General features: G+C 65.6%; 20 protein-coding genes and 1 pseudogene. 10 read left to right on the top strand and 11 right to left on the bottom strand.

Going from position 1 to position 19,296, the window contains the following annotated elements:
* Positions 1-125: 125 nt before the first annotated feature.
* The 8 genes from HWX22_RS21390 (at position 126) to HWX22_RS21355 (ending at position 7,980) form a co-directional block, all read left to right on the top strand.
* On the top strand, positions 126-1,802 hold the full coding sequence (locus HWX22_RS21390) for a glycosyltransferase family 39 protein (protein ID WP_059693280.1): 1,677 nt from the start codon (positions 126-128) through the stop codon (positions 1,800-1,802).
* 13 nt (positions 1,803-1,815) lie between these two features.
* Positions 1,816-2,187 carry an EamA family transporter gene (locus tag HWX22_RS21385; protein WP_014896865.1) on the top strand — a complete coding sequence of 124 codons (372 nt, stop codon included), beginning with the start codon at positions 1,816-1,818 and terminating at the stop codon, positions 2,185-2,187.
* 137 nt (positions 2,188-2,324) lie between these two features.
* Complete coding sequence (locus HWX22_RS21380; RefSeq protein ID WP_175916350.1) at positions 2,325-3,476, top strand: DegT/DnrJ/EryC1/StrS aminotransferase family protein; 1,152 nt, start codon at positions 2,325-2,327, stop codon at positions 3,474-3,476.
* Between the two features lie 6 nt (positions 3,477-3,482).
* Positions 3,483-4,505 carry a glycosyltransferase gene (locus HWX22_RS21375; protein ID WP_059529818.1) on the top strand — a complete coding sequence of 341 codons (1,023 nt, stop codon included), beginning with the start codon at positions 3,483-3,485 and terminating at the stop codon, positions 4,503-4,505.
* Positions 4,502-5,449: a formyltransferase gene (locus HWX22_RS21370; RefSeq protein ID WP_175916349.1), complete on the top strand. Its 948-nt coding sequence runs from the start codon at positions 4,502-4,504 to the stop codon at positions 5,447-5,449. Before HWX22_RS21375 ends, HWX22_RS21370 begins: the two co-directional genes overlap by 4 nt.
* Positions 5,446-6,501, top strand: coding sequence for a bifunctional UDP-4-keto-pentose/UDP-xylose synthase (locus HWX22_RS21365; protein ID WP_059529811.1), 1,056 nt, complete (start codon positions 5,446-5,448; stop codon positions 6,499-6,501). The genes HWX22_RS21370 and HWX22_RS21365 overlap by 4 nt, the downstream gene beginning before the upstream one ends.
* Positions 6,502-6,513: 12 nt before the next feature.
* Positions 6,514-7,410, top strand: coding sequence for a polysaccharide deacetylase family protein (locus HWX22_RS21360; protein WP_059529808.1), 897 nt, complete (start codon positions 6,514-6,516; stop codon positions 7,408-7,410).
* Positions 7,411-7,518: 108 nt separating this feature from the next.
* The gene (locus tag HWX22_RS21355) at positions 7,519-7,980 is read left to right on the top strand and encodes a peroxiredoxin (RefSeq protein WP_006756046.1); all 462 of its coding nucleotides are present in this window, start codon (positions 7,519-7,521) and stop codon (positions 7,978-7,980) included.
* Between the two features lie 192 nt (positions 7,981-8,172).
* On the opposite strand, the pseudogene HWX22_RS32380 reads toward HWX22_RS21355, so the two are convergent.
* Positions 8,173-8,417: pseudogene (locus tag HWX22_RS32380) on the bottom strand (hypothetical protein); the annotation flags it as partial.
* Here HWX22_RS32380 and HWX22_RS21350 point away from each other — a divergent pair.
* Together HWX22_RS21350 and HWX22_RS21345 are read left to right on the top strand one after the other, a co-directional pair.
* Complete coding sequence (locus tag HWX22_RS21350) at positions 8,313-10,121, top strand: PhoH family protein (protein WP_175908910.1); 1,809 nt, start codon at positions 8,313-8,315, stop codon at positions 10,119-10,121. The pseudogene HWX22_RS32380 and the gene HWX22_RS21350 sit on opposite strands and share 105 nt — an antisense overlap.
* Positions 10,122-10,357: 236 nt before the next feature.
* Positions 10,358-11,416 carry a C40 family peptidase gene (locus tag HWX22_RS21345; RefSeq protein WP_175916348.1) on the top strand — a complete coding sequence of 353 codons (1,059 nt, stop codon included), beginning with the start codon at positions 10,358-10,360 and terminating at the stop codon, positions 11,414-11,416.
* 124 nt (positions 11,417-11,540) lie between these two features.
* Here HWX22_RS21345 and HWX22_RS21340 read toward each other — a convergent pair whose 3' ends face one another.
* The 10 genes from HWX22_RS21340 to HWX22_RS21295 all read right to left on the bottom strand — a co-directional run bounded on the left by HWX22_RS21340 (position 11,541) and on the right by HWX22_RS21295 (position 19,181).
* Positions 11,541-12,551 carry an inorganic phosphate transporter gene (locus tag HWX22_RS21340; RefSeq protein ID WP_059449911.1) on the bottom strand — a complete coding sequence of 337 codons (1,011 nt, stop codon included), beginning with the start codon at positions 12,549-12,551 and terminating at the stop codon, positions 11,541-11,543.
* Between the two features lie 10 nt (positions 12,552-12,561).
* Positions 12,562-13,188, bottom strand: coding sequence for a DUF47 domain-containing protein (locus tag HWX22_RS21335; protein WP_044847234.1), 627 nt, complete (start codon positions 13,186-13,188; stop codon positions 12,562-12,564).
* 146 nt (positions 13,189-13,334) lie between these two features.
* Positions 13,335-14,717: a replicative DNA helicase gene (locus tag HWX22_RS21330; protein WP_044847233.1), complete on the bottom strand. Its 1,383-nt coding sequence runs from the start codon at positions 14,715-14,717 to the stop codon at positions 13,335-13,337.
* Between the two features lie 135 nt (positions 14,718-14,852).
* Positions 14,853-15,305, bottom strand: a complete 453-nt coding sequence (rplI, locus tag HWX22_RS21325) for a 50S ribosomal protein L9 (RefSeq protein WP_047900882.1) — start codon at positions 15,303-15,305, stop codon at positions 14,853-14,855.
* A 27-nt stretch (positions 15,306-15,332) separates the two neighbouring features.
* Positions 15,333-15,608 (bottom strand): 30S ribosomal protein S18, encoded by a 276-nt coding sequence (gene rpsR, locus HWX22_RS21320; RefSeq protein WP_004193360.1) that lies wholly within the window; start codon positions 15,606-15,608, stop codon positions 15,333-15,335.
* Between the two features lie 4 nt (positions 15,609-15,612).
* Positions 15,613-15,912 (bottom strand): primosomal replication protein N, encoded by a 300-nt coding sequence (gene priB, locus HWX22_RS21315; protein WP_006486250.1) that lies wholly within the window; start codon positions 15,910-15,912, stop codon positions 15,613-15,615.
* A 40-nt stretch (positions 15,913-15,952) separates the two neighbouring features.
* Complete coding sequence (rpsF, locus tag HWX22_RS21310) at positions 15,953-16,327, bottom strand: 30S ribosomal protein S6 (RefSeq protein ID WP_006755436.1); 375 nt, start codon at positions 16,325-16,327, stop codon at positions 15,953-15,955.
* Between the two features lie 243 nt (positions 16,328-16,570).
* Positions 16,571-17,470, bottom strand: a complete 900-nt coding sequence (locus HWX22_RS21305; protein ID WP_175916347.1) for a zf-HC2 domain-containing protein — start codon at positions 17,468-17,470, stop codon at positions 16,571-16,573.
* Positions 17,460-18,107, bottom strand: coding sequence for an RNA polymerase sigma factor (locus HWX22_RS21300; protein WP_059817600.1), 648 nt, complete (start codon positions 18,105-18,107; stop codon positions 17,460-17,462). Before HWX22_RS21300 ends, HWX22_RS21305 begins: the two co-directional genes overlap by 11 nt.
* A 162-nt stretch (positions 18,108-18,269) precedes the next feature.
* A complete protein-coding gene (locus tag HWX22_RS21295) occupies positions 18,270-19,181 on the bottom strand; it encodes a LysR family transcriptional regulator (RefSeq protein WP_059817602.1) in 912 nt (303 codons plus the stop codon).
* Positions 19,182-19,296: the final 115 nt, after the last annotated feature.

The raw sequence follows: 19,296 nt of genomic DNA, 5'->3' as shown, positions 1-19,296 counted from the left end.
CGGTAAAACTCGGGCCGGCACACCGGGTCGATCCCCGGATCGTCGTCCGGGTCGATGACCGGCAAGCCGACCGCCCCGGCGCAACCCGCCGGCGGCTCTCACAACAACCAACAGGCTGAAAATCCATGAACGATACGCCGTCGAGGCTACCGCTCAACCGCATCACGCTCGTCCTCCTGCTCGTCGCGCTCGCGATCGTCTGGTTCGCGCCGCTCGGGCTGCGCCACCTGATCCCGAGCGACGAAGGCCGCTACGCGGAAATGGCGCGGGAAATGTTCGTCACCGGCGACTGGATCACGCCGCGCTACAACGGCTACAAGTACTTCGAGAAGCCGCCGCTGCAAACGTGGCTGAACGCGCTGACGTTCGCGTGGTTCGGCATCGGCGAATGGCAGGCGCGCCTCTACACGGGCCTCGCCAGCTTCGCCGGCGTGCTGCTGGTCGGCTTCACGGGCGCGCGCCTGTTCAACCCGCTGTCCGGCTTCCTCGCGGCCGTGGTGCTCGCGTGCTCGCCGTACTGGAACCTGATGGGCCACTTCAACGCGCTCGACATGGGGCTCGCGTTCTGGATGACGCTGTCGCTCTGCTCGCTGCTGCTCGCGCAGCGGCCGGGGCTGCAGGCGGGCGCGGCGCGCGGCTGGATGTGGGCATGCTGGGCCGCGATGGCGTTCGCCGTGCTGTCCAAGGGCCTCGTCGGTCTGATCCTGCCCGGCGCCGTGCTGGTGCTCTATACGCTGATCGCCCGCGACTGGGCGCTGTGGAAGCGGCTGTATCTGGTCAGCGGGCTCGTGATCTTCTTCGCGATCGTCACGCCGTGGTTCGTGCTCGTCCAGCAGCGCAACCCCGAGTTCTTCAACTTCTTCTTCATCGTCCAGCAGTTCCGCCGCTACCTGACCCCGGAACAGAACCGCCCGGGCCCGCTCTACTATTTCGTGCCGGTGCTGCTGGTCGGCTTCCTGCCGTGGCTGTCGGTCGCGTGGCAGAGCCTCCGCCATGCACTGCGCATGCCGCGTCAGCCGAACGGCTTCTCCCCGATGCTCGTGCTGCTGATCTGGAGCGCGTTCATCTTCCTGTTCTTCAGCGCATCGCATTCGAAGCTGATCTCGTACGTGCTGCCGGTCGCGCCCGCGCTCGCGCTGATGATCGGCGCGTACCTGCCGCTGATGAGCGCCGACCGATTCCGCCGTCACCTGCTCGGCTACCTCGTGTTCTTCGTCGTCGCGGCGTTCGGGATCATTTTCCTCGCGTATCAGGGCGACGCCCGCACGCCGAATGCGCTGTACCGCGCGTTCCAGCTGTGGCTGTACGCCGGCCTCGCGGTCGCGGGCGCGCTGACGCTCGCGGCCGCATGGCTGAACCGTCGCGTGGGCGTCGCCGCCGCGATCACCGCGTTCGGCGCCGCGTGGCTGGCGTTCGGCACGATCGGCGGCACCGGTCACGACGAATTCGGGCGCTACAGCTCGGGCGCGCTGCTCGCGCCCGCCGTGCGCGCCGAGCTGGCGAAGCTGCCGCCCGACACGCCGTTCTACTCGATCGAGATGCTCGATCACACGTTCCCGTTCTATATGGGCCACACGACGATCATGGTCCAGCGCCAGGACGAACTCGCATTCGGAATCTCGGTCGAGCCGAACAAGTGGATCCCGACCGTCGACCAATGGATCGAACGCTGGAAGCAGGAAACCCATGCGCTCGCGATCATGCCGCCCGGCCAGTACGACACGCTGGTCAAGCAAGGCGTGCCGATGCGCGTGATCGCGCGCGACAACCGCCGCGTGATCGTCGAGAAACCGCAATCGTAAGGACGCCCGCCGCATGAATCCCGTTTCGTTCGTCTGCATCATCACCGGCGTGATGCTCAACGCCTGTGCGCAACTCCTGCTGAAAGCCGGCGTCAACGCCGTTGGACACTTCGAATTCAGCCGTGCGAACATCATCCCGGTCGGCCTGAAGATCGCGACCCAGCTGCCGATCATCGGCGGCCTCGGCTGCTACGTGCTGAGCGTGGTCGTCTGGATTCTCGGGCTGTCGCGGGTCGACGTGTCGATCGCGTACCCGATGCTGTCGCTCGGCTACGTGGTCAACGCGTTTGCCGCCTGGTACCTGTTCGGCGAGGTGCTGTCGGTCCAGCGGCTCGTCGGCATCGGCATCATCCTGATCGGCGTGCTCGTGCTCGCGCGCAGTTGAGCGCGCCCCGGCCCGGCGGCATTAAGCGTCCGCCTACAAAAAATCACGGTACGAATCCGGCAACCGGTGTTTAATGCCGGTTTCGGGCCGGATCGCCCGACCCCTTTATTACCAGCCATTACAGGCCACAAGCGTTCATGAGCCAGACTACCGCTCCGTTCCTGCCGTTCACCCGCCCCGAGATCGACGAGGAAACCATCCAGGGTGTCGTCGAAGTGCTGCGCTCGGGCTGGATCACCACCGGCCCGCAAAGCCAGAAATTCGAGGCAGCGCTGTCCGAGTACTGCGGCGGCCGTCCGGTCCGCGCGTTCAATTCGGGCACCTGCACGCTCGAGATCGGCCTGCGCATCGCGGGCGTCGGCCCCGGCGACGAGGTGATCACGACGCCGGCGTCGTGGGTGTCGACCAGCAACGTGATTCTCGAAACGGGCGCGACGCCCATATTCGCCGACATCGACCCCGTCACGCGCAACATCGACCTCGACAAGCTCGAGCAGGCGATCACGCCGCGCACGAAGGCGATCATCCCGGTCTACCTGGCCGGCCTGCCGGTCGACATGGACCGCCTGTACGCAATCGCGCGCGCACACAACCTGCGCGTGATCGAGGACGCCGCGCAGGCGCTCGGCTCGACCTGGAAAGGCAAGCGCATCGGCGCAATCGGCGACATCGTGTCGTTCAGCTTCCACGCGAACAAGAACCTGACGACGATCGAAGGCGGCGCGCTCGTGCTGAACAACGAGGACGAGGCGACGCTCGCGCAGAAGTACCGCCTGCAGGGCATCACGCGCACCGGCTTCGACGGGATGGACTGCGACGTGCTCGGCGGCAAGTACAACCTGACCGATGTCGCCGCGCGCGTCGGCCTCGGCCAGCTGCCGCACCTCGAGCGCTTCACCGCGCAGCGCCGCGCTCTTGTGCGCGCGTACTTCGACGCGCTCGACGGCGGCCCGGCCGTGAAGCTGGGGCTCGGCCTGCCCGTCGCCGATTTCGAGAACAGCAACTGGCACATGTTCCAGGTCACGCTGCCGCTCGACCGTCTGTCGATCTCGCGCGCCGATTTCATGGCGCAGATGAAGGAACGCGGGATCGGCACGGGCGTCCACTACCCGGCCATCCATCTTTTCACGCTGTATCGTGCACGCGGCTTCAAGAAGGGCATGTTCCCCCACGCCGAACGATACGGCGCATCGACCGTCACGCTGCCGCTCTTCACCCAGATGACGGAAGACGACGTGCGTCGCGTGGCCGACGCCGTCAACCAGATTTGCGAACAATACGGAAAATAAGCGTACATGAATCACCTTGAAGCACGCGCCGGGCATCCGGGCGCCGCGAACCCGGAGGTATCGGTCATCATCCCCGTGTACAACGAGGAAGAGGGCCTGGCCGCGCTGTTCGCGCGCCTGTACCCGGCACTCGACGCACTCGGCACGTCGTACGAAGTGATCCTGATCAACGACGGCAGCCGCGACCGCTCGGCCGCGATGCTGGCGGACCAGTTCCACGTGCGCCCCGACACGACGCGCGTCGTGCTGCTCAACGGCAACTACGGCCAGCACATGGCGATCCTCGCCGGCTTCGCGCAGTCGCGCGGCGACATCGTCATCACGCTCGACGCCGACCTGCAGAACCCGCCCGAGGAAATCGGCAAGCTGATCGCGAAGATGCGCGAGGGCTACGACTACGTCGGCTCGATCCGCAAGCAGCGTCAGGACAGCCTGTGGCGACGCAAGGCATCGCAGATGATGAACCGGCTGCGCGAGCGCATCACGCGGATCAAGATGACCGACCAGGGCTGCATGCTGCGCGCGTACAGCCGCCGCATCATCGACACGATCAACGTGTGCGGCGAAGTCAACACGTTCATCCCCGCGCTGGCCTATACGTTCGCGCAAAACCCCACCGAAATCGAGGTCGCGCACGAAGAACGCTTCGCGGGCGAGTCGAAATACTCGCTGTACAGCCTGATCCGGCTGAACTTCGACCTCGTGACGGGCTTCTCGGTCGTGCCGCTGCAGTGGCTGTCGTTCATCGGCGTGATCCTGTCGCTCGGCTCCGCCGCGCTGTTCGTGCTGCTGCTCGTGCGCCGTTTCATCGTCGGCGCGGAAGTGCAAGGCGTGTTCACGCTGTTCGCGATCACGTTCTTCCTGCTCGGCGTGATCATCTTCGCGCTCGGCCTGCTCGGCGAATACGTCGGCCGCATCTACCAGCAGGTGCGTGCACGGCCGCGCTACCTGATCCAGGCCGTGCTCGAACAGCATGACGGCATGCCGGCGGTGCCGGCCGGCACGAATCGCACGGGGGTGTCGCAATGAAGCCGCGCGCCGTCGTCTTCGCGTATCACAACGTCGGCGTGCGGTGTCTGCAGGTGTTGCTGGCACGCGGCGTCGACGTCGCGCTCGTCGTCACGCACGAGGACAACCCGAACGAGAACATCTGGTTCGGCAGCGTCGCATCCGTCGCCGCCGAGCACGGGATCCCGGTCGTCACGCCGGCCGACCCCACCGATCCGGCACTGCGCCGCGCGGTAGCCGACGCGCAGCCGGACTTCATCTTCTCGTTCTACTACCGCCACATGCTGCCGGTGGACCTGCTCGCGATCGCGCCGCGCGGCGCGTACAACATGCACGGTTCGCTGCTGCCGAAATACCGGGGTCGGGTACCGACCAACTGGGTCGTGCTGAACGGCGAAACGGAAACCGGCGCGACGCTGCACGAGATGGCCGCGAAGCCCGACGCCGGCGCGATCATCGGCCAGACCGCGGTGCCGATCCTGCCGGACGATACGGCCACGCAGGTGTTCGACAAGGTGACGGTGGCCGCCGAGCAAACGCTCTGGCGCGTGCTGCCCGCGCTGCTCGCGGGCGATGCACCGCATCTGCCGAACGATCTCTCGAACGGCAGCTACTACGGCGGGCGCAAGCCGGAGGACGGCCGCGTCGACTGGTCGAAGCCGGCCGCGCAGGTCTACAACCTGGTTCGCGCGGTCGCGCCCCCGTATCCGGGCGCGTTCACCGACGTCGGCGGCACGCGGTTCGTGATCGCCCGCGCGCGCCTCGCGGCGCCCGGCAGCGCGGTCGCCGCGGCCGCGGCGGATTTGCCGCCCGGCCTGCACGTAAGCGATAATGCGCTATTCGGCGTCTGCGGCGACAGCCGCGCCCTATCCATTCTCGAGCTGTGGCAGCAGTGCGACGGCAGCGAAACCGTCGTGACGCCCGCGGAATTCGCGCAGTTCATTCATTCTTCCCGTCATTCATGAAAGCAAAAAAAGTCCTGATCCTGGGTGTGAACGGCTTCATCGGCCATCACCTGTCGAAGCGCATTCTTGAAACCACCGATTGGGAAGTGTTCGGCATGGACATGCAGACCGATCGGCTGGGCGACCTCGTCAACCACGAGCGGATGCACTTCTTCGAAGGCGACATCACGATCAACAAGGAGTGGGTCGAGTATCACGTGAAGAAGTGCGACGTGATCCTGCCGCTCGTGGCGATCGCGACGCCCGCGACCTACGTCCAGCAGCCGCTGCGCGTGTTCGAGCTCGACTTCGAGGCGAACCTGCCGATCGTGCGTTCGGCCGTCAAGTACGGCAAGCACCTCGTGTTCCCGTCGACCTCCGAGGTCTACGGCATGTGCTCGGACGAGCAGTTCGACCCGGATGCATCGGCACTCACCTACGGCCCGATCAACAAGCCGCGCTGGATCTACGCGTGCTCGAAGCAGCTGATGGACCGCGTGATCTGGGGCTACGGGATGGAAGGCCTGAACTTCACGCTGTTCCGTCCGTTCAACTGGATCGGCCCGGGCCTCGACTCGATCTACACGCCGAAGGAAGGCAGCTCGCGCGTCGTCACGCAGTTCCTCGGCCACATCGTGCGCGGCGAGAACATCAGCCTCGTCGACGGCGGCTCGCAGAAACGCGCGTTCACCGATATCGACGACGGCATCAGCGCGCTGATGAAGATCATCGAGAACAAGAACGGCGTCGCGTCGGGCAAGATCTACAACATCGGGAATCCGAAGAACAACTTCTCGGTTCGCGAGCTCGCGCACAAGATGCTCGAACTGGCCGCCGAATACCCGGAATACGCCGGCTCCGCGAAGCAGGTGCAGCTCGTCGAAACGACGTCGGGCGCCTACTACGGCAACGGCTATCAGGACGTGCAGAACCGCGTGCCGAAGATCGACAACACGATGCAGGAGCTCGCATGGGCGCCGCAATCGACATTCGACGACGCGCTGCGCAAGATCTTCGAAGCGTATCGCGGCCATGTCGCCGACGCGCGCGCGCTGGTCGAGCAGCAGAACTGACGGGACGCTCGCTTGGCTCGTATCGTCCTCAAGATCGACGTCGACACGCTGCGCGGCACGCGCGAAGGCGTGCCGAACCTCGCGCGCATCTTCGACCGCTTCAGTGCGCGCGCGACCTTCCTCTTCAGCCTCGGGCCCGATCACACGGGCTGGGCGCTGCGGCGCGTGTTCCGCCCCGGCTTCCTGAAGAAGGTGTCGCGCACGTCGGTGGTCGAGCATTACGGCGTGAAGCAGCTGATGTACGGCGTGCTGCTGCCGGGCCCCGACATCGGCCGCCGCGCGATCGCGGACATGCGCGCGATCCACGAAGCCGGCTTCGAATGCGGGATCCACACGTGGGATCACGTGTACTGGCAGGACAACGTGCGCGTGCGCGATCGTGACTGGACCGCGCGTGAAATGCAGAAGAGCCACGCGCGCTTCGTCGACGTCTTCGGCGCGCCGCCCGTCACGCACGGCGCGGCCGGCTGGCAGATGAACGACGCGGCGTTCGAGCAGATCGACGCATGGGGGATGCGCTATGCATCCGACGGTCGCGGCCATTCGCCGTACCTGCCCGTGGTCGGCGGCCGCACGCTGTCGCACGTGCAGATGCCGACCACGCTGCCGACGCTCGACGAAGTGCTCGGCATCGACGGCATCGACACGCACAACGTCGCCGCACATATCCTGAAGTTCACGGAGACCAATCCGCACGACCAGGTGTTCACGCTGCATGCGGAACTGGAAGGCCAGAAGCTCGCGCCGGTGTTCGAGCAGCTGCTCGCCGGGTGGCGTGCGCAGGGCCATACGTTTGCGACGATGGGCGATTACCACGCGACGCTGGACCGCGACTCGCTGCCATCGTACCCTGTCACGTGGGGCGAGATTCCCGGCCGCTCCGGCGAACTGATCGTCCAGCCCGACTGAGTTCGCGCGCGCCGGCGCCGCCGGCCCCGCCCTTGCGGCGTGCCGCCGCGACGTCCCGCCGTACCGCGCCGCCCGAGCGGCGCCTTTCCATAACAACAGGAGAAACACGTGTCCGTCGAAGTTGACCGTCAAGTTCCCGATTTCACCGCACCGGCTACGGGCGGCGACATTTCGCTGTCCGACCTGAAGGGCAAGAAGCTCGTCCTGTATTTCTATCCGAAGGACAACACGCCGGGCTGCACGACCGAAGGCCTGCAGTTCCGCGATCTCTATCCGAAGTTCAAGAAGGCCGGCGCCGAAGTCATCGGCGTGTCGCGCGACAGCCTGCGCTCGCATGACAACTTCAAGGCAAAGCTCGAACTGCCGTTCCCGCTGATCTCCGACGCCGACGAAGCGCTGTGCGCGCTGTTCGATGTCATCAAGATGAAGAAAATGTATGGCAAGGAAGTGCGCGGAATCGAGCGTTCGACGTTCCTGATCGACGCCGACGGCGTGCTTCGCCAGGCATGGCGCGGCATCAAGGTGCCCGGTCACGTGGACGACGTGCTAAGTGCTGTACAAGCGCTTTGAGCCGCGTTATATTGGGCCGCAATGAATGCCAGTTCGCCCCATATTTCTCGTAGCTGCACCGGTGCCCGTTGCGATGCTTTCCGGCACCTGACGCGCATTACGACGGTATCAGCCGAGCCGCATGTCCCTGTCGACGGGGCAGCGGCTTTTTTTATGGACTGCGCGCCGGCCCTCGGTCCGGCCCTCACCCCGTCAAGGAGCTGATCGACACTTAGGCGAACCGGCTAGACGATATTCCTGTGCGCCACCGCGCGCAAACTGCATGCGTGTACGTCACGCAGGATGCGATCAGCGGCGCACTTCATGCGACACGATTCCTCCCGAGGGACACCATGCCTTTGCCTACCCCCCCCAGCAAGCTCGGCAGCCTGCTGCCGCCCGACGAATACAAGGCGAAAGCGCGGCCCGCGAAAGCCGCGAAGAAATCCGCCGAAGGGGACGCATCCACAGCCGGTGACTATGGCCCGGCCAGCGTGGCCCAACCGATGACCGAAGCCGCGAACACGGCCGCGCCGCTGCGCGCCGTCGCGTCGTCCGCGCAAGAAGCCGCGAGCACACCCGCGCGCGGCCGCAAGACCAAACAGACCGCGGCGCTGCTGCAGCCGATGCAGGCGCCGGTCGAAGCAGCGCCCGCCGCGCCGGTCGAGGCACGCCACGACAAGCCCGCCGCCGGGAAACCGGCCGCAGCGCCCGCACGCGATGCCGGCGCCGCGACGAAGTCGCGCAGCCGCAAGCCGGCCGAGGCCGAACTGCAAAAGCTGTTCGTGCTCGACACCAACGTGCTGATGCACGACCCGAGCAGCCTCTTCCGCTTCGAGGAACACGACGTCTATCTGCCGATGATGACGCTCGAGGAACTCGACAACCACAAGAAGGGGATGTCGGAAGTCGCGCGCAACGCGCGCCAGGTGAGCCGCACGCTCGACGCGCTGGTCGCCGACGCGGGCCTGATCACGAACGGCATTCCGCTGTCGCGCCTCGGCAGCCGCGAGGCGCTCGGCCGCCTGCACTTCCAGACGACGCTCACCAACATTCCGCCCGTCGAAGGCCTGCCGGAAGGCAAGGCCGACAACCAGATCCTGGGCGTCGTGCGCGCGCTGCAGCGCGACCGGCCGGACCGTCAGGTCGTGCTGGTGTCGAAAGACATCAACATGCGGATCAAGGCGCACGCGCTCGGCCTGCCCGCGGAAGACTACTTCAACGACCAGGTACTCGAGGACAAGGACCTCCTCTATACCGGCGTGCGCGAACTGCCGCAGGACTTCTGGACCCGGCACGCGAAGGGCATGGAGAGCTGGCAGGACACGAAGACGGGCACCACGTATTACCGCGTGACGGGCCCGCTCGTCGCGTCGATGCTCGTCAACGAGTTCGTCTATCTCGAGCCGCAGAACGGCGAACCGACGTTCCATGCGATCGTCCGCGAGCTGAACGGGAAGACGGCGCTGCTGCAGACGCTGCGCGACTACAGCCACCACAAGAACAACGTGTGGGGCATCACCGCGCGCAACCGCGAGCAGAACTTCGCGCTGAACCTGCTGATGAACCCCGAGATCGACTTCGTCACGCTGCTCGGCCAGGCCGGCACCGGCAAGACGCTCGTCGCGCTCGCGGCCGGACTCGCGCAAGTGCTCGACGACAAGCGCTACAACGAGATCATCGTGACGCGCGCGACCGTGCCCGTCGGCGAGGACATCGGTTTCCTGCCCGGCACCGAGGAAGAGAAGATGCAGCCGTGGATGGGCGCATTCGACGACAACCTCGAAGTGCTGCAGAAAACCGACGACGCAGCCGGCGAATGGGGCCGCGCGGCGACGCAGGAGCTGATCCGTTCGCGCCTGAAGGTGAAGAGCATGAACTTCATGCGCGGGCGCACGTTCGTCGACAAGTACCTGATCATCGACGAAGCGCAGAACCTCACGCCGAAACAGATGAAGACGCTCGTCACGCGCGCGGGCCCCGGCACGAAGATCGTGTGCCTCGGCAACATCGCGCAGATCGACACGCCTTACCTGACCGAAGGCAGCTCGGGCCTGACCTACGTCGTCGACCGCTTCAAGGGTTGGGGCCATAGCGGCCACGTCACGCTCGCGCGCGGCGAACGCTCGCGGCTCGCCGACTACGCGTCGGACATCCTCTAACGCGCGACCGGCTGCCCGCCAGCCGTCAACGCCATGCGGCGCTCCGTTTCCGGAGCGCCGTTTTTATTTTTGGGGTCGGAAACGTTGGTCACGCTTCGTTACGCAACAGCCTCACTTACGCGCGAAACTTCAAGTAAATTCTCAGGAATGGTTGCCTAAGCCCCGCCGGAACGTCTACCATCGGGTCTGTCTGTTGTCATACGATTCGCGAGCGTTCCGCGCTCGTCCGCCTTGTCATGCTTCGAATCTGGGTTCCCGTCGCCGTCGTTTCACTGCTCGCGGCCTGCTCCAGCGTGCCGCCGCAGTCGGCCTCGCGCACCTCCGGCATGAAGATCACGACGCCGCGCGCGTTCCCGGCGCCCGCCAATTTCCCGAAATTCGTCGATCACAGCGTCGGTCAGGAAGAGATTTCGATCCAGGCGATGAGCCTCGTCGGCGTGCCATATCGCTGGGGCGGCAACACGCCGACGAGCGGCTTCGACTGCAGCGGGCTCGTGCGCTACGTGATCGGCCGAGCGGCCGACGTGAACCTGCCGCGCACGACCGCCGACATGAGCAGCCGCGGCGTGTCGATCGACCCCGACCAAGTCGCGCCGGGCGACCTGATCTTCTTCAATACGACCGGCCGCCCGCATTCGCACGTCGGCATTTACGTTGGCAAGCTGCGCTTCGTCAACGCGCCGTCGACCGGCGGCACCGTGCGGCTCGACTACCTGACGAACCCGTACTGGGCCAAGCGCTTCGACGGCATTCGCCGCGTCGCGCCGCCGCGCGGCACGCCGACGCCGTTCGATGCACCGACCTACGAGGCACGGCGCGATGCGCCGACGGCCGCACCGGCCCCGGTCGTTGCAGCCGCCTCGCCGCGACAGCCGGCCTACGCTTCGTCACAAGCCGGCGCGGCACCGTCGCCGGCTCCAGTCATCCAGGCAGTGCCGGTCGTATCGACCGCAGCGGTCGCCCCGGCAGCCGCCACGACCGCCGATCCGTACGAACCTCCGCCTCCGCGCGTGCCGGCAGCCCAGCAGCAGGCGGCGTCCGCGAATGGCGAGATGACCGCGATGACGGCGAACGCAGCCCCGACGGAGACCGGCACGCAGATTCCGACGACGGCACTGACGGCCGCCCAGGCGGCCGCGTTCGATGCGGAGCCTCCGCCCGCCGCCGCCGCGACGTCGCCGCGCGGCATCGAGCCCGTGCAGGTGCTGCGTGCGTCGACGCAATCTGCACCGCTCGGCCCGCGCATCGGCACTGCGGACGATCCGATCGCCCGCTTCGCGAACGGCAATTACTGACCGGCCCCATCCCGGCGGCAACCCCGCCATTCCCGGCCCATCTGCGCCTTTCCCGATCTCCAAAGAAAATGCGCCGCAACCTTTCGGTGTGCGGCGCATGTCGCGTCGTCAGTGAGCGTCGGAATCAGAAGATCTGATGCCCGACCCACCATCCGCCCGCGGCGATCAGCGCGGACGCCGGAATCGTCAGCACCCAGGCCCACACGATATTGCCGGCAACGCCCCAGCGCACGGCCGACAGCTTCTGCGTCGCGCCGACGCCGACGATCGCACCGGTGATCGTGTGCGTGGTCGACACCGGAATGCCGAGGAACGACGCGATGAACAGCGTGATCGCCCCGCCGCTTTCGGCACAGAAACCGCCGACCGGCTTGAGCTTCGTGATCTTCTGGCCCATCGTGCGGACGATGCGCCAGCCGCCGAACAGCGTGCCGAGACCCATCGACAGGTAGCACGCGCCGATCACCCACGCGGGCGGCGCGTCGGACGTCGCCGACGCATAGCCCGACGCGATCAGCAGCATCCAGATGATACCGATCGTCTTCTGGGCGTCGTTGCCGCCGTGACCGAGGCTGTACAGACCGGCCGACAGCAGCTGGAGCCGGCGGAAGCGCCGGTCGACCTTGCTGGGTGCGGTACGGAAATACAGCCACGACACGCCGAGCATGAACAGCGAACCGAGGATGAAGCCAAGCAGCGGCGAGATGAAGATGAACGCGACGGTCTTCATCAGGCCGTCGATGTTCAGCGAGCTCCAGCCGGACTTCGCGAGCGCGGAGCCGACGAGGCCGCCGATCAGCGCATGTGACGAGCTCGACGGAATCCCGTAATACCACGTGATCACGTTCCAGCCGATCGCACCGACCAGCGCGCCGAACACGACATAGTGGTCGACGATCTCGGGATCGATCGTGCCTTTACCGACCGTCTGCGCGACTTTCAGGTGGAAGATGAAATACGCGATGACGTTGAACGCGGCCGCGAACACCACGGCCTGCTGGGGTTTCAGCACCCCGGTCGACACGACGGTGGCGATCGAGTTCGCCGCGTCGTGAAAGCCGTTCATGAAATCGAATACGAGCGCGACGAGCACGAGCGTCGCGACCATCCATAGGGCGAGTTGTATCGAATGCATCGTGATCCGCTCAGGCGTTTTCCAGCACGATGCCTTCGATGATGTTCGCGACGTCCTCGCACTTGTCGGTGATCTCCTCGAGCAGTTCGTAGATCGCCTTCAGCTTGATGAGCGTCTTCACGTCGTCTTCCTCGCGGAACAGCTTCGACATTGCCGCGCGCAGCACGCGATCGGCCTCCGACTCCCAGCGGTCGATCTCCTCGCACTGCTTGAGGATCTGCGCCGACTGCTTCATGTCGGACAGCAATCCGACGGCCTGCTGCACGTGCTGCGCCGACTGCGTGACGATGTGCGCGAGCTGGCTCGCCTCGGACGTGACGGATTGCACGTCGTACAGCGATACGGCCGTCGCGACGTCCTCCATCAGGTCGAGGATGTCGTCCATCGTCGTGATCAACTTGTGGATCTCGTCGCGATCGAGCGGCGTGATGAAGGTCTTGTGCAGCAGATCGATCGCTTCATGCGTCAGCTTGTCAGCGGCCTTCTCGGCGGTCTGCACGTTTTGCTTGTGAATCTCGGCGTCGGCGAGATTGTCGATCAGCAGTTCGAGCTCGCGGCCACCGGAAACGATGTGCTTCGCGTGCGCGTTGAAGAGTTCAAAGAACTTGCCCTCGGTGGGCATGAATCGACCGAACATGGGATTCCTGAGAGATTGTCAAACGACTGTCACGAAAACGGGCGATATTGTACCGTTTTCGGTTGCGACGCGACGCGCGCATATGCGCGCGCCGGGATTGGATACAACGCTTGGTGAAATAACGGTTTACATCTGGTGAAGAAGTGTTACTCGCCGTAGAAGTTCTGCGCCCCCGCAAAGTTGTCGAACTTCGTGTATTGGCCCAGGAACGTGAGCCGAACGGGTCCGATCGGGCCGTTACGCTGCTTGCCGATGATGATTTCGGCCGTACCCTTGTCCGGGCTGTCCGGATTGTAGACCTCGTCACGATAGATGAACAGGATCACGTCCGCGTCCTGTTCGATTGCGCCCGATTCACGCAAATCGGACATCACCGGGCGCTTGTTCGGACGCTGTTCCAGCCCGCGGTTCAACTGCGACAGCGCGATCACCGGTACATCCAGCTCCTTGGCCAGACTCTTCAGCGATCGCGAGATTTCCGAGATTTCGGTCGCGCGGTTCTCGCCCTGCGACGAGCCCGACATCAGCTGCAGGTAGTCGACGATGATCAGACCGAGCTTGCCGCACTGGCGGGCCAGACGCCGCGCGCGCGAGCGCAATTCCATCGGGTTCAGGCCGCCCGTCTCGTCGATGAAGAGCTGCGCCTCGCTCATCTTCTGCACCGCGTGCGTCAGCTTCGGCCAGTCTTCGTCCGTCAGCCGGCCGGTACGCATCCGGTGCTGGTCGAGCCGGCCGATCGAACCGAGCATACGCATCACAAGCTGCGTGCCCGGCATTTCCATCGAGAACACCGCGACCGGCAACCCGTACTCGACCGCGACGTATTCGCCGATGTTCATCGAAAATGCGGTCTTACCCATCGACGGCCGCCCTGCGACGATGATCAGTTCGCCGCCGTGCATCCCGGACGTCATCCGGTCGAGGTCGACGAAGCCCGTCGGCGTGCCCGTGACGTCGCTCGGGTTCGCGGTGTGATACAGCGTGTCGATGCGCTCGACGACCTGCGTGAGCAGCGGGCCGATCTCGAGAAAGCCCTGGTTGCCGCGCGCGCCCTCTTCGGCGATCGAGAACACCTTCGATTCGGCCTCGTCGAGCAGCTGGCGAACTTCCTTGCCCTGCGGATTGAACGCGTCGGCCGAGATTTCGTCGGCGACCGACACGAGCCGACGCAGCACCGCGCGGTCGCGCACGATTTCCGCGTAGCGACGGATGTTCGCGGCGCTCGGCGTATTCTGCGCGAGTGCGTTCAGGTACGCGAGGCCGCCGACGTCGTCGGCCTTGCCGGACGTGGTCAGCGCTTCGTACACGGTCACGACGTCGGCCGGGCGCGTCGACGCGATCAACCGGCCGATGTGCTCGTAGATGATCCGATGGTCGTAGCGATAGAAGTCGCCCTGCGACAGGAAGTCGGCAATCCGGTCCCATGCCGCGTTGTCGAGCAACAGGCCGCCGAGCACCGACTGCTCGGCTTCGACCGAATGCGGCGGGACTTTCAGCGATTCGATTTGAGGATCTTGCGGCGCGTTCATGGGTTGGGATTATCGCGAATTGATCGCGGCAGCGCTACCGCTCCGGCGATCGGGCAATAAAAAAGGCAGGCCCCGGTTGCCCGGGCGCCTGCCCTTGTCCGGACGGCGGAAGCCGCCCGGAAAGCTTGCATACGCTTACGCGTGGTCGCCGATCACGTTGACCGTGACGTCGACGACGACGTCCGTGTGCAGCGCGACCTGAACGTTGTGCTCGCCGATCATCTTCAGCGGGCCTTCCGGCATACGAACTTGCAGCTTCTCGACTTCGAAACCTGCCTTCTTCAGCAGTTCCGCGACGTCGCCGTTCGTGACCGAGCCGAACAGACGGCCGTCAACGCCCGACTTCTGCGTGATTTCGAACGACTGGCCGTTCAGCTTCTCGCCGACTGCCTGCGATGCCGCCAGCTTTTCAGCGGCGATCTTTTCGAGTTCAGCGCGGCGAACTTCGAATTCGGCGATCGCTTCCTTCGTTGCACGGCGAGCCTTGCGGTTCGGGATCAGGAAGTTGCGAGCGTAACCGTCCTTGACCTTGACGATATCGCCCAGGTTGCCCAGATTGGCGACTTTTTCCAACAGAATGATTTGCATTCGAATTCTCCTTATTGCGTCGCCTGATTACGCCTTGTGCTGATCGGTGTACGGCAGCAGCGCGAGGAAACGCGCACGCTTGATTGCCGTGTCCAGCTGACGCTGATAGTGCGCCTTCGTACCCGTCAGACGAGCCGGCGTGATCTTGCCGTTTTCGCCGATGAAGTCCTTCAGCGTTTCCGTGTCCTTGTAGTCGATCTGCTCGACGCCGGCAGCCGTGAAACGGCAGAACTTCTTGCGCTTGAAGAGCGGGTTTTGTTGCTGACGACGCTTGTCGAATTTCTTACCAGTCGGGCGGGCCATGATTTCAGTCCTTTCCTATGTCCTGCAATGCAGTGATGTGAAACACCAAGGTTCTCGCGTTGCGGCTCTTCTTTGCCAGAAAGCCCGTGAACAGCGTTTCGACGCCCATCTCACGACTTTCCAGCTTGCCGCTCGCCTCACCGGCCGCCACCGCCTCGATCGTCATTTCGACCTGACGGGGAATGCCTGCTTCGACGACTTCCGTGCGGTGATGCAACGTGGCGCTTGCGATCGGAACACCTGCCGGCGTATATCGCACCGGTGCGCGTTCGACGACGCTCGCCGTCAATTGCAACCTGTTCACGTGAGTGGCGCGCTCCTTGATGGCTTAATGAGTGACGAACTTAAGCCTGCGCTTCGGTCGGCTGAGCTGCAGCCGCCTTCTTGGCTTCTTCGCGCTGAACTTCCTTCATCATCGGCGACGGGCCGGTCTCGGCCTTCTTCATCTTGACGATGAGGTGACGCAGCACGGCGTCGTTGAACTTGAACGCGTGTTCGAGTTCGTCGAGCGTCGTCTGGTCGCACTCGATGTTCATGCAGACGTAGTGAGCCTTCGCGAGTTTCTCGATCATGTAGGCCAGCTGGCGACGGCCCCAGTCTTCGACACGGTGGATCTGGCCGCCGTGCGTCGTGATCGTGGTCTTGTAACGCTCGATCATCGCGGGCACTTGCTCGCTCTGATCGGGGTGCACGATGAATACGATTTCGTAATGACGCATTACACACTCCTTGTGGATTAAAGCCACCCGGGCGTCTGAACCGGTGTGGCAAGTGAGAAGCCGAAGATTCTAACCCGGATACGGGGCGCATGCAACACCGATCGACGATTTCCGACCGGATTCGGCCATGTTTTCAAAGACTTGAACGGCGCCGGCAGCCGAAAAGGCCGTCGCCGCGCCTGTTCATGAACCGGGGACGGAGCATCGCGCACGGGATGACGTGTCCGGCGACGCGGCCTGCCGTCACTCGCTGCGCGCCCCGCCCAGCCGCGCGTCGAGCGCCGCCCTGAACGCGTCCAGCGCCGACGGCTCGGCGTCGGTCAAGGCCCACCAAGTCATCCCGGCCGCATCCCAGCGGTCGAGCGCGTAACCCTGCGACACGGCCGCATACGGCGCAGCCTGCCGCCCGACGCCGGCCGGCCACACGTACACGTCGATCACGTGCTGCCGATACCGGTAGACGAGCACTGCGACGCGGCGCCGCCCGACGTAGTCGAGCCGCCCGCCGGCCAACGGAAAACCGCTCGCCGACAGGTCCTCGACCGGCGGCGCATAGTCGAGTCGGCCGTTGAACCACGGCTTGACCGTATGCCGGTCGGTCGAGATCACGTCGATGTCGCGCGCCGACAGGCCGGCCCGAACGTGACTCGCGACCAGTTCGTCGACCGTCTGGCCGGTTTCGGCGTGGCGCGTGGACACCACCATCCCGGCGGCCGCGGCCAGCGCGATCACCAGCGCCATGCCCCAGCCGAGTCCCGGCAGCGCCGGGACACGCGGCCCCGGCCCGGCAGGCGCCGGGCGAGCCGGCTCGCCGCGCCCGGTCAGCCATGAAAACCAGCGGCGACCGTTCGGTCGAGGCCGCGGCCGCGCCGCCACGTCAGGCCCCGGTGCCGCGTGGGCCTGGCTGCGCTCTCCCGCGCCGCCCGCCGCCGGCAGCCCCGCGAGGATGCTCGCCCGCAGCGCATTCGGCGCGCGATGATAGTCGGCCTGCCGCACGATCCGCCCCAGCGCGACGATTCGTTCGCGTTCGCGGCGGCACGCGTCGCACCCTTCGACATGCCGCTGGATGCGCAATGCATCGGGCGCCGACAGCTCGCGGTCGACGTCCGCGTCCAGCAACGCTCGCGCTTCGTTACAGTCCATCGATCGCCTCCGATGCGGTTCCGCTTGCCGACGCGCGTCCCGGCGCGGGTTTGGACGTCGACGCCGGCGCCGCCGTGTCGCCCAGCAGCGCGGCGAGCCTGCGCCGGCCGCGCGCAAGCCGCGACATCACGGTGCCGACGGGCACGTCGGCGATCGCCGCGATCTCGCGGTAACTCAAATCCTCCATCTCGCGCAGCACCAGCACCTCGCGATATTCGGGCGCCAGCTTCGCGAGCGCCGCATTCACGAGCCGCACGTTCTCGCCGCGCAGCAACTGCGCGAGCGGATCCTCGGTCGCCGGCTGCCAGTCGTCGGGTACCTCCGTGTCGTCGAGCGTATCCGGCAATGCAACCTCGTGCGCGTGGGTACGGCGGCGCCATTCGGTGTACCAGGTGTGGCGCACGATCGTCAGCAGCCACGGCCGCGCGTTGTCGCCGCGGCACGAGTCGACGAAGCGCAGCGCGCGCATGCACGCGTCCTGGACGACGTCGTCCGCGTCGCCCGCATTGCCGCTCAGCCAGCGCGCGAGGTTGTACGCGGCGTCGAGATGCGGCAGCACGAGCGCGCGAAACCGCTCGCCGCGCGCGACCGCGTCGTCCTCCGTCCGTTCGTCGACCGCCTGTCCGGCTTGCCCCACATGGCCTCCCTCGTCCTGGCGGCCGAAGCCGCGCCCGTTCCGCGTCCGGTGCCCGGACAGACCGGCAGCGTGCGCACTCGATGACCTTACCGCCGCTGCGTCGAGTTTATTCCCGCATGCAGCCGACGATGCGCAAAAAAATGCCGGAACCTGCCGCGCCCGTTACGGCGTGGTGCTCCAGTAGCCTGGGCGCGCATACGCTTCGCGCAGGTAGTCGATGAAGTAGCGCACGCGCGCGGGCACGTAGCGTTGCTGCGGATAGACCGCGAGGATGTCGTAGTCCGGCAGCGCATATTCGTCGAGCACCGTCTCGAGTTCGCCCGTCTCGAGCTGCGCGGCGATTTCCCAGGTCGAGCGCCAGCCGAGCCCGAGGCCTTCCGCCACCCAGCGGTGCAGCAGCTCGCCGTCGTTGCAGTCGAGATTGCCGGCCACCCGCATCGTCACGATCTTGCCGTGGCGCTGGAAATACCAGCCGCGGTTCTGGCCCCCCTGCAGGTTGAAGGCGAGACAGTTGTGCCTGAGCAGGTCGTCGAGCGACTTCGGCCGGCCGTGGCGGCGGAAATAGTCGGGCGTGCCACACACGACACGCCGGTTCGACGCGAGCTTTACCGCGACGAAGTTCGGGTCGACCGAGCCGCCGATCCGGATCGACAGGTCGTAGCCTTCGCGCACGAGATCGACGACGCGATCGGTCAGGTTGAACGACAGCTGCATTTCCGGCTTGTCGACGAGGAAACCGGGCGCGTGCGGCGCCACGTGCTTGCGGCCGAACGCGGCCGGCGCGGACACGATCAGGTGCCCGCTGACCGCGCGGCGGCCGGCGGCCAGCTCGTTCTCGGCCTGGTCCCATTCTGACAGCAGCCCGCGGCAGCGCTCGAGGAACGCGGCGCCCTCCTCGCTCACCACCAGCCGCCGCGTCGAGCGGTACATCAGCTTCACGCCGAGGCGCTTCTCCAGCGCGTCGATGCGCCGCCCGAGCACCACCGGCGACACGCCCTCCTCGAGCGCGGCCGCCGCGAGGCTGCCCGCGTCCGCGACTCGCACGAACGTCTCGATCTGCTTGAAACGATCCATCTCCCGTCTCCGTCCCGGCTCCGACACCGGCGGGGAAATCCCGTCCGGCCGTCATTCCATACTTTTAGTTTCGAAATAAGCGACTTCGGCTGATCTTATCAAACCTTTCCTGCGT

The sequence above is a fragment of the Burkholderia sp. BCC1638 genome, from assembly GCF_902833195.1.
Lineage (GTDB): Bacteria > Pseudomonadota > Gammaproteobacteria > Burkholderiales > Burkholderiaceae > Burkholderia > Burkholderia diffusa.
This window is presented reverse-complemented; position numbering and strand designations above follow the sequence as displayed.

What these genes read in the sequence shown, in the direction of transcription:
- HWX22_RS21385 (WP_014896865.1), top strand. Translation starts at nt 1,816, where the DNA reads ATGAATCCCGTTTCGTTCGTCTGCATCATCACCGGCGTGATGCTCAAC.
- rpsF (WP_006755436.1), bottom strand. Translation starts at nt 16,327, where the DNA reads ATGCGTCATTACGAAATCGTATTCATCGTGCACCCCGATCAGAGCGAG.
- HWX22_RS21375 (WP_059529818.1), top strand. Translation starts at nt 3,483, where the DNA reads ATGAATCACCTTGAAGCACGCGCCGGGCATCCGGGCGCCGCGAACCCG.
- HWX22_RS21305 (WP_175916347.1), bottom strand. Translation starts at nt 17,470, where the DNA reads ATGGACTGTAACGAAGCGCGAGCGTTGCTGGACGCGGACGTCGACCGC.
- HWX22_RS21345 (WP_175916348.1), top strand. Translation starts at nt 10,358, where the DNA reads ATGCTTCGAATCTGGGTTCCCGTCGCCGTCGTTTCACTGCTCGCGGCC.
- HWX22_RS21365 (WP_059529811.1), top strand. Translation starts at nt 5,446, where the DNA reads ATGAAAGCAAAAAAAGTCCTGATCCTGGGTGTGAACGGCTTCATCGGC.
- HWX22_RS21380 (WP_175916350.1), top strand. Translation starts at nt 2,325, where the DNA reads ATGAGCCAGACTACCGCTCCGTTCCTGCCGTTCACCCGCCCCGAGATC.
- rplI (WP_047900882.1), bottom strand. Translation starts at nt 15,305, where the DNA reads ATGCAAATCATTCTGTTGGAAAAAGTCGCCAATCTGGGCAACCTGGGC.
- rpsR (WP_004193360.1), bottom strand. Translation starts at nt 15,608, where the DNA reads ATGGCCCGCCCGACTGGTAAGAAATTCGACAAGCGTCGTCAGCAACAA.
- HWX22_RS21390 (WP_059693280.1), top strand. Translation starts at nt 126, where the DNA reads ATGAACGATACGCCGTCGAGGCTACCGCTCAACCGCATCACGCTCGTC.
- HWX22_RS21350 (WP_175908910.1), top strand. Translation starts at nt 8,313, where the DNA reads ATGCCTTTGCCTACCCCCCCCAGCAAGCTCGGCAGCCTGCTGCCGCCC.
- HWX22_RS21335 (WP_044847234.1), bottom strand. Translation starts at nt 13,188, where the DNA reads ATGTTCGGTCGATTCATGCCCACCGAGGGCAAGTTCTTTGAACTCTTC.
- HWX22_RS21295 (WP_059817602.1), bottom strand. Translation starts at nt 19,181, where the DNA reads ATGGATCGTTTCAAGCAGATCGAGACGTTCGTGCGAGTCGCGGACGCG.
- HWX22_RS21340 (WP_059449911.1), bottom strand. Translation starts at nt 12,551, where the DNA reads ATGCATTCGATACAACTCGCCCTATGGATGGTCGCGACGCTCGTGCTC.
- HWX22_RS21370 (WP_175916349.1), top strand. Translation starts at nt 4,502, where the DNA reads ATGAAGCCGCGCGCCGTCGTCTTCGCGTATCACAACGTCGGCGTGCGG.
- HWX22_RS21330 (WP_044847233.1), bottom strand. Translation starts at nt 14,717, where the DNA reads ATGAACGCGCCGCAAGATCCTCAAATCGAATCGCTGAAAGTCCCGCCG.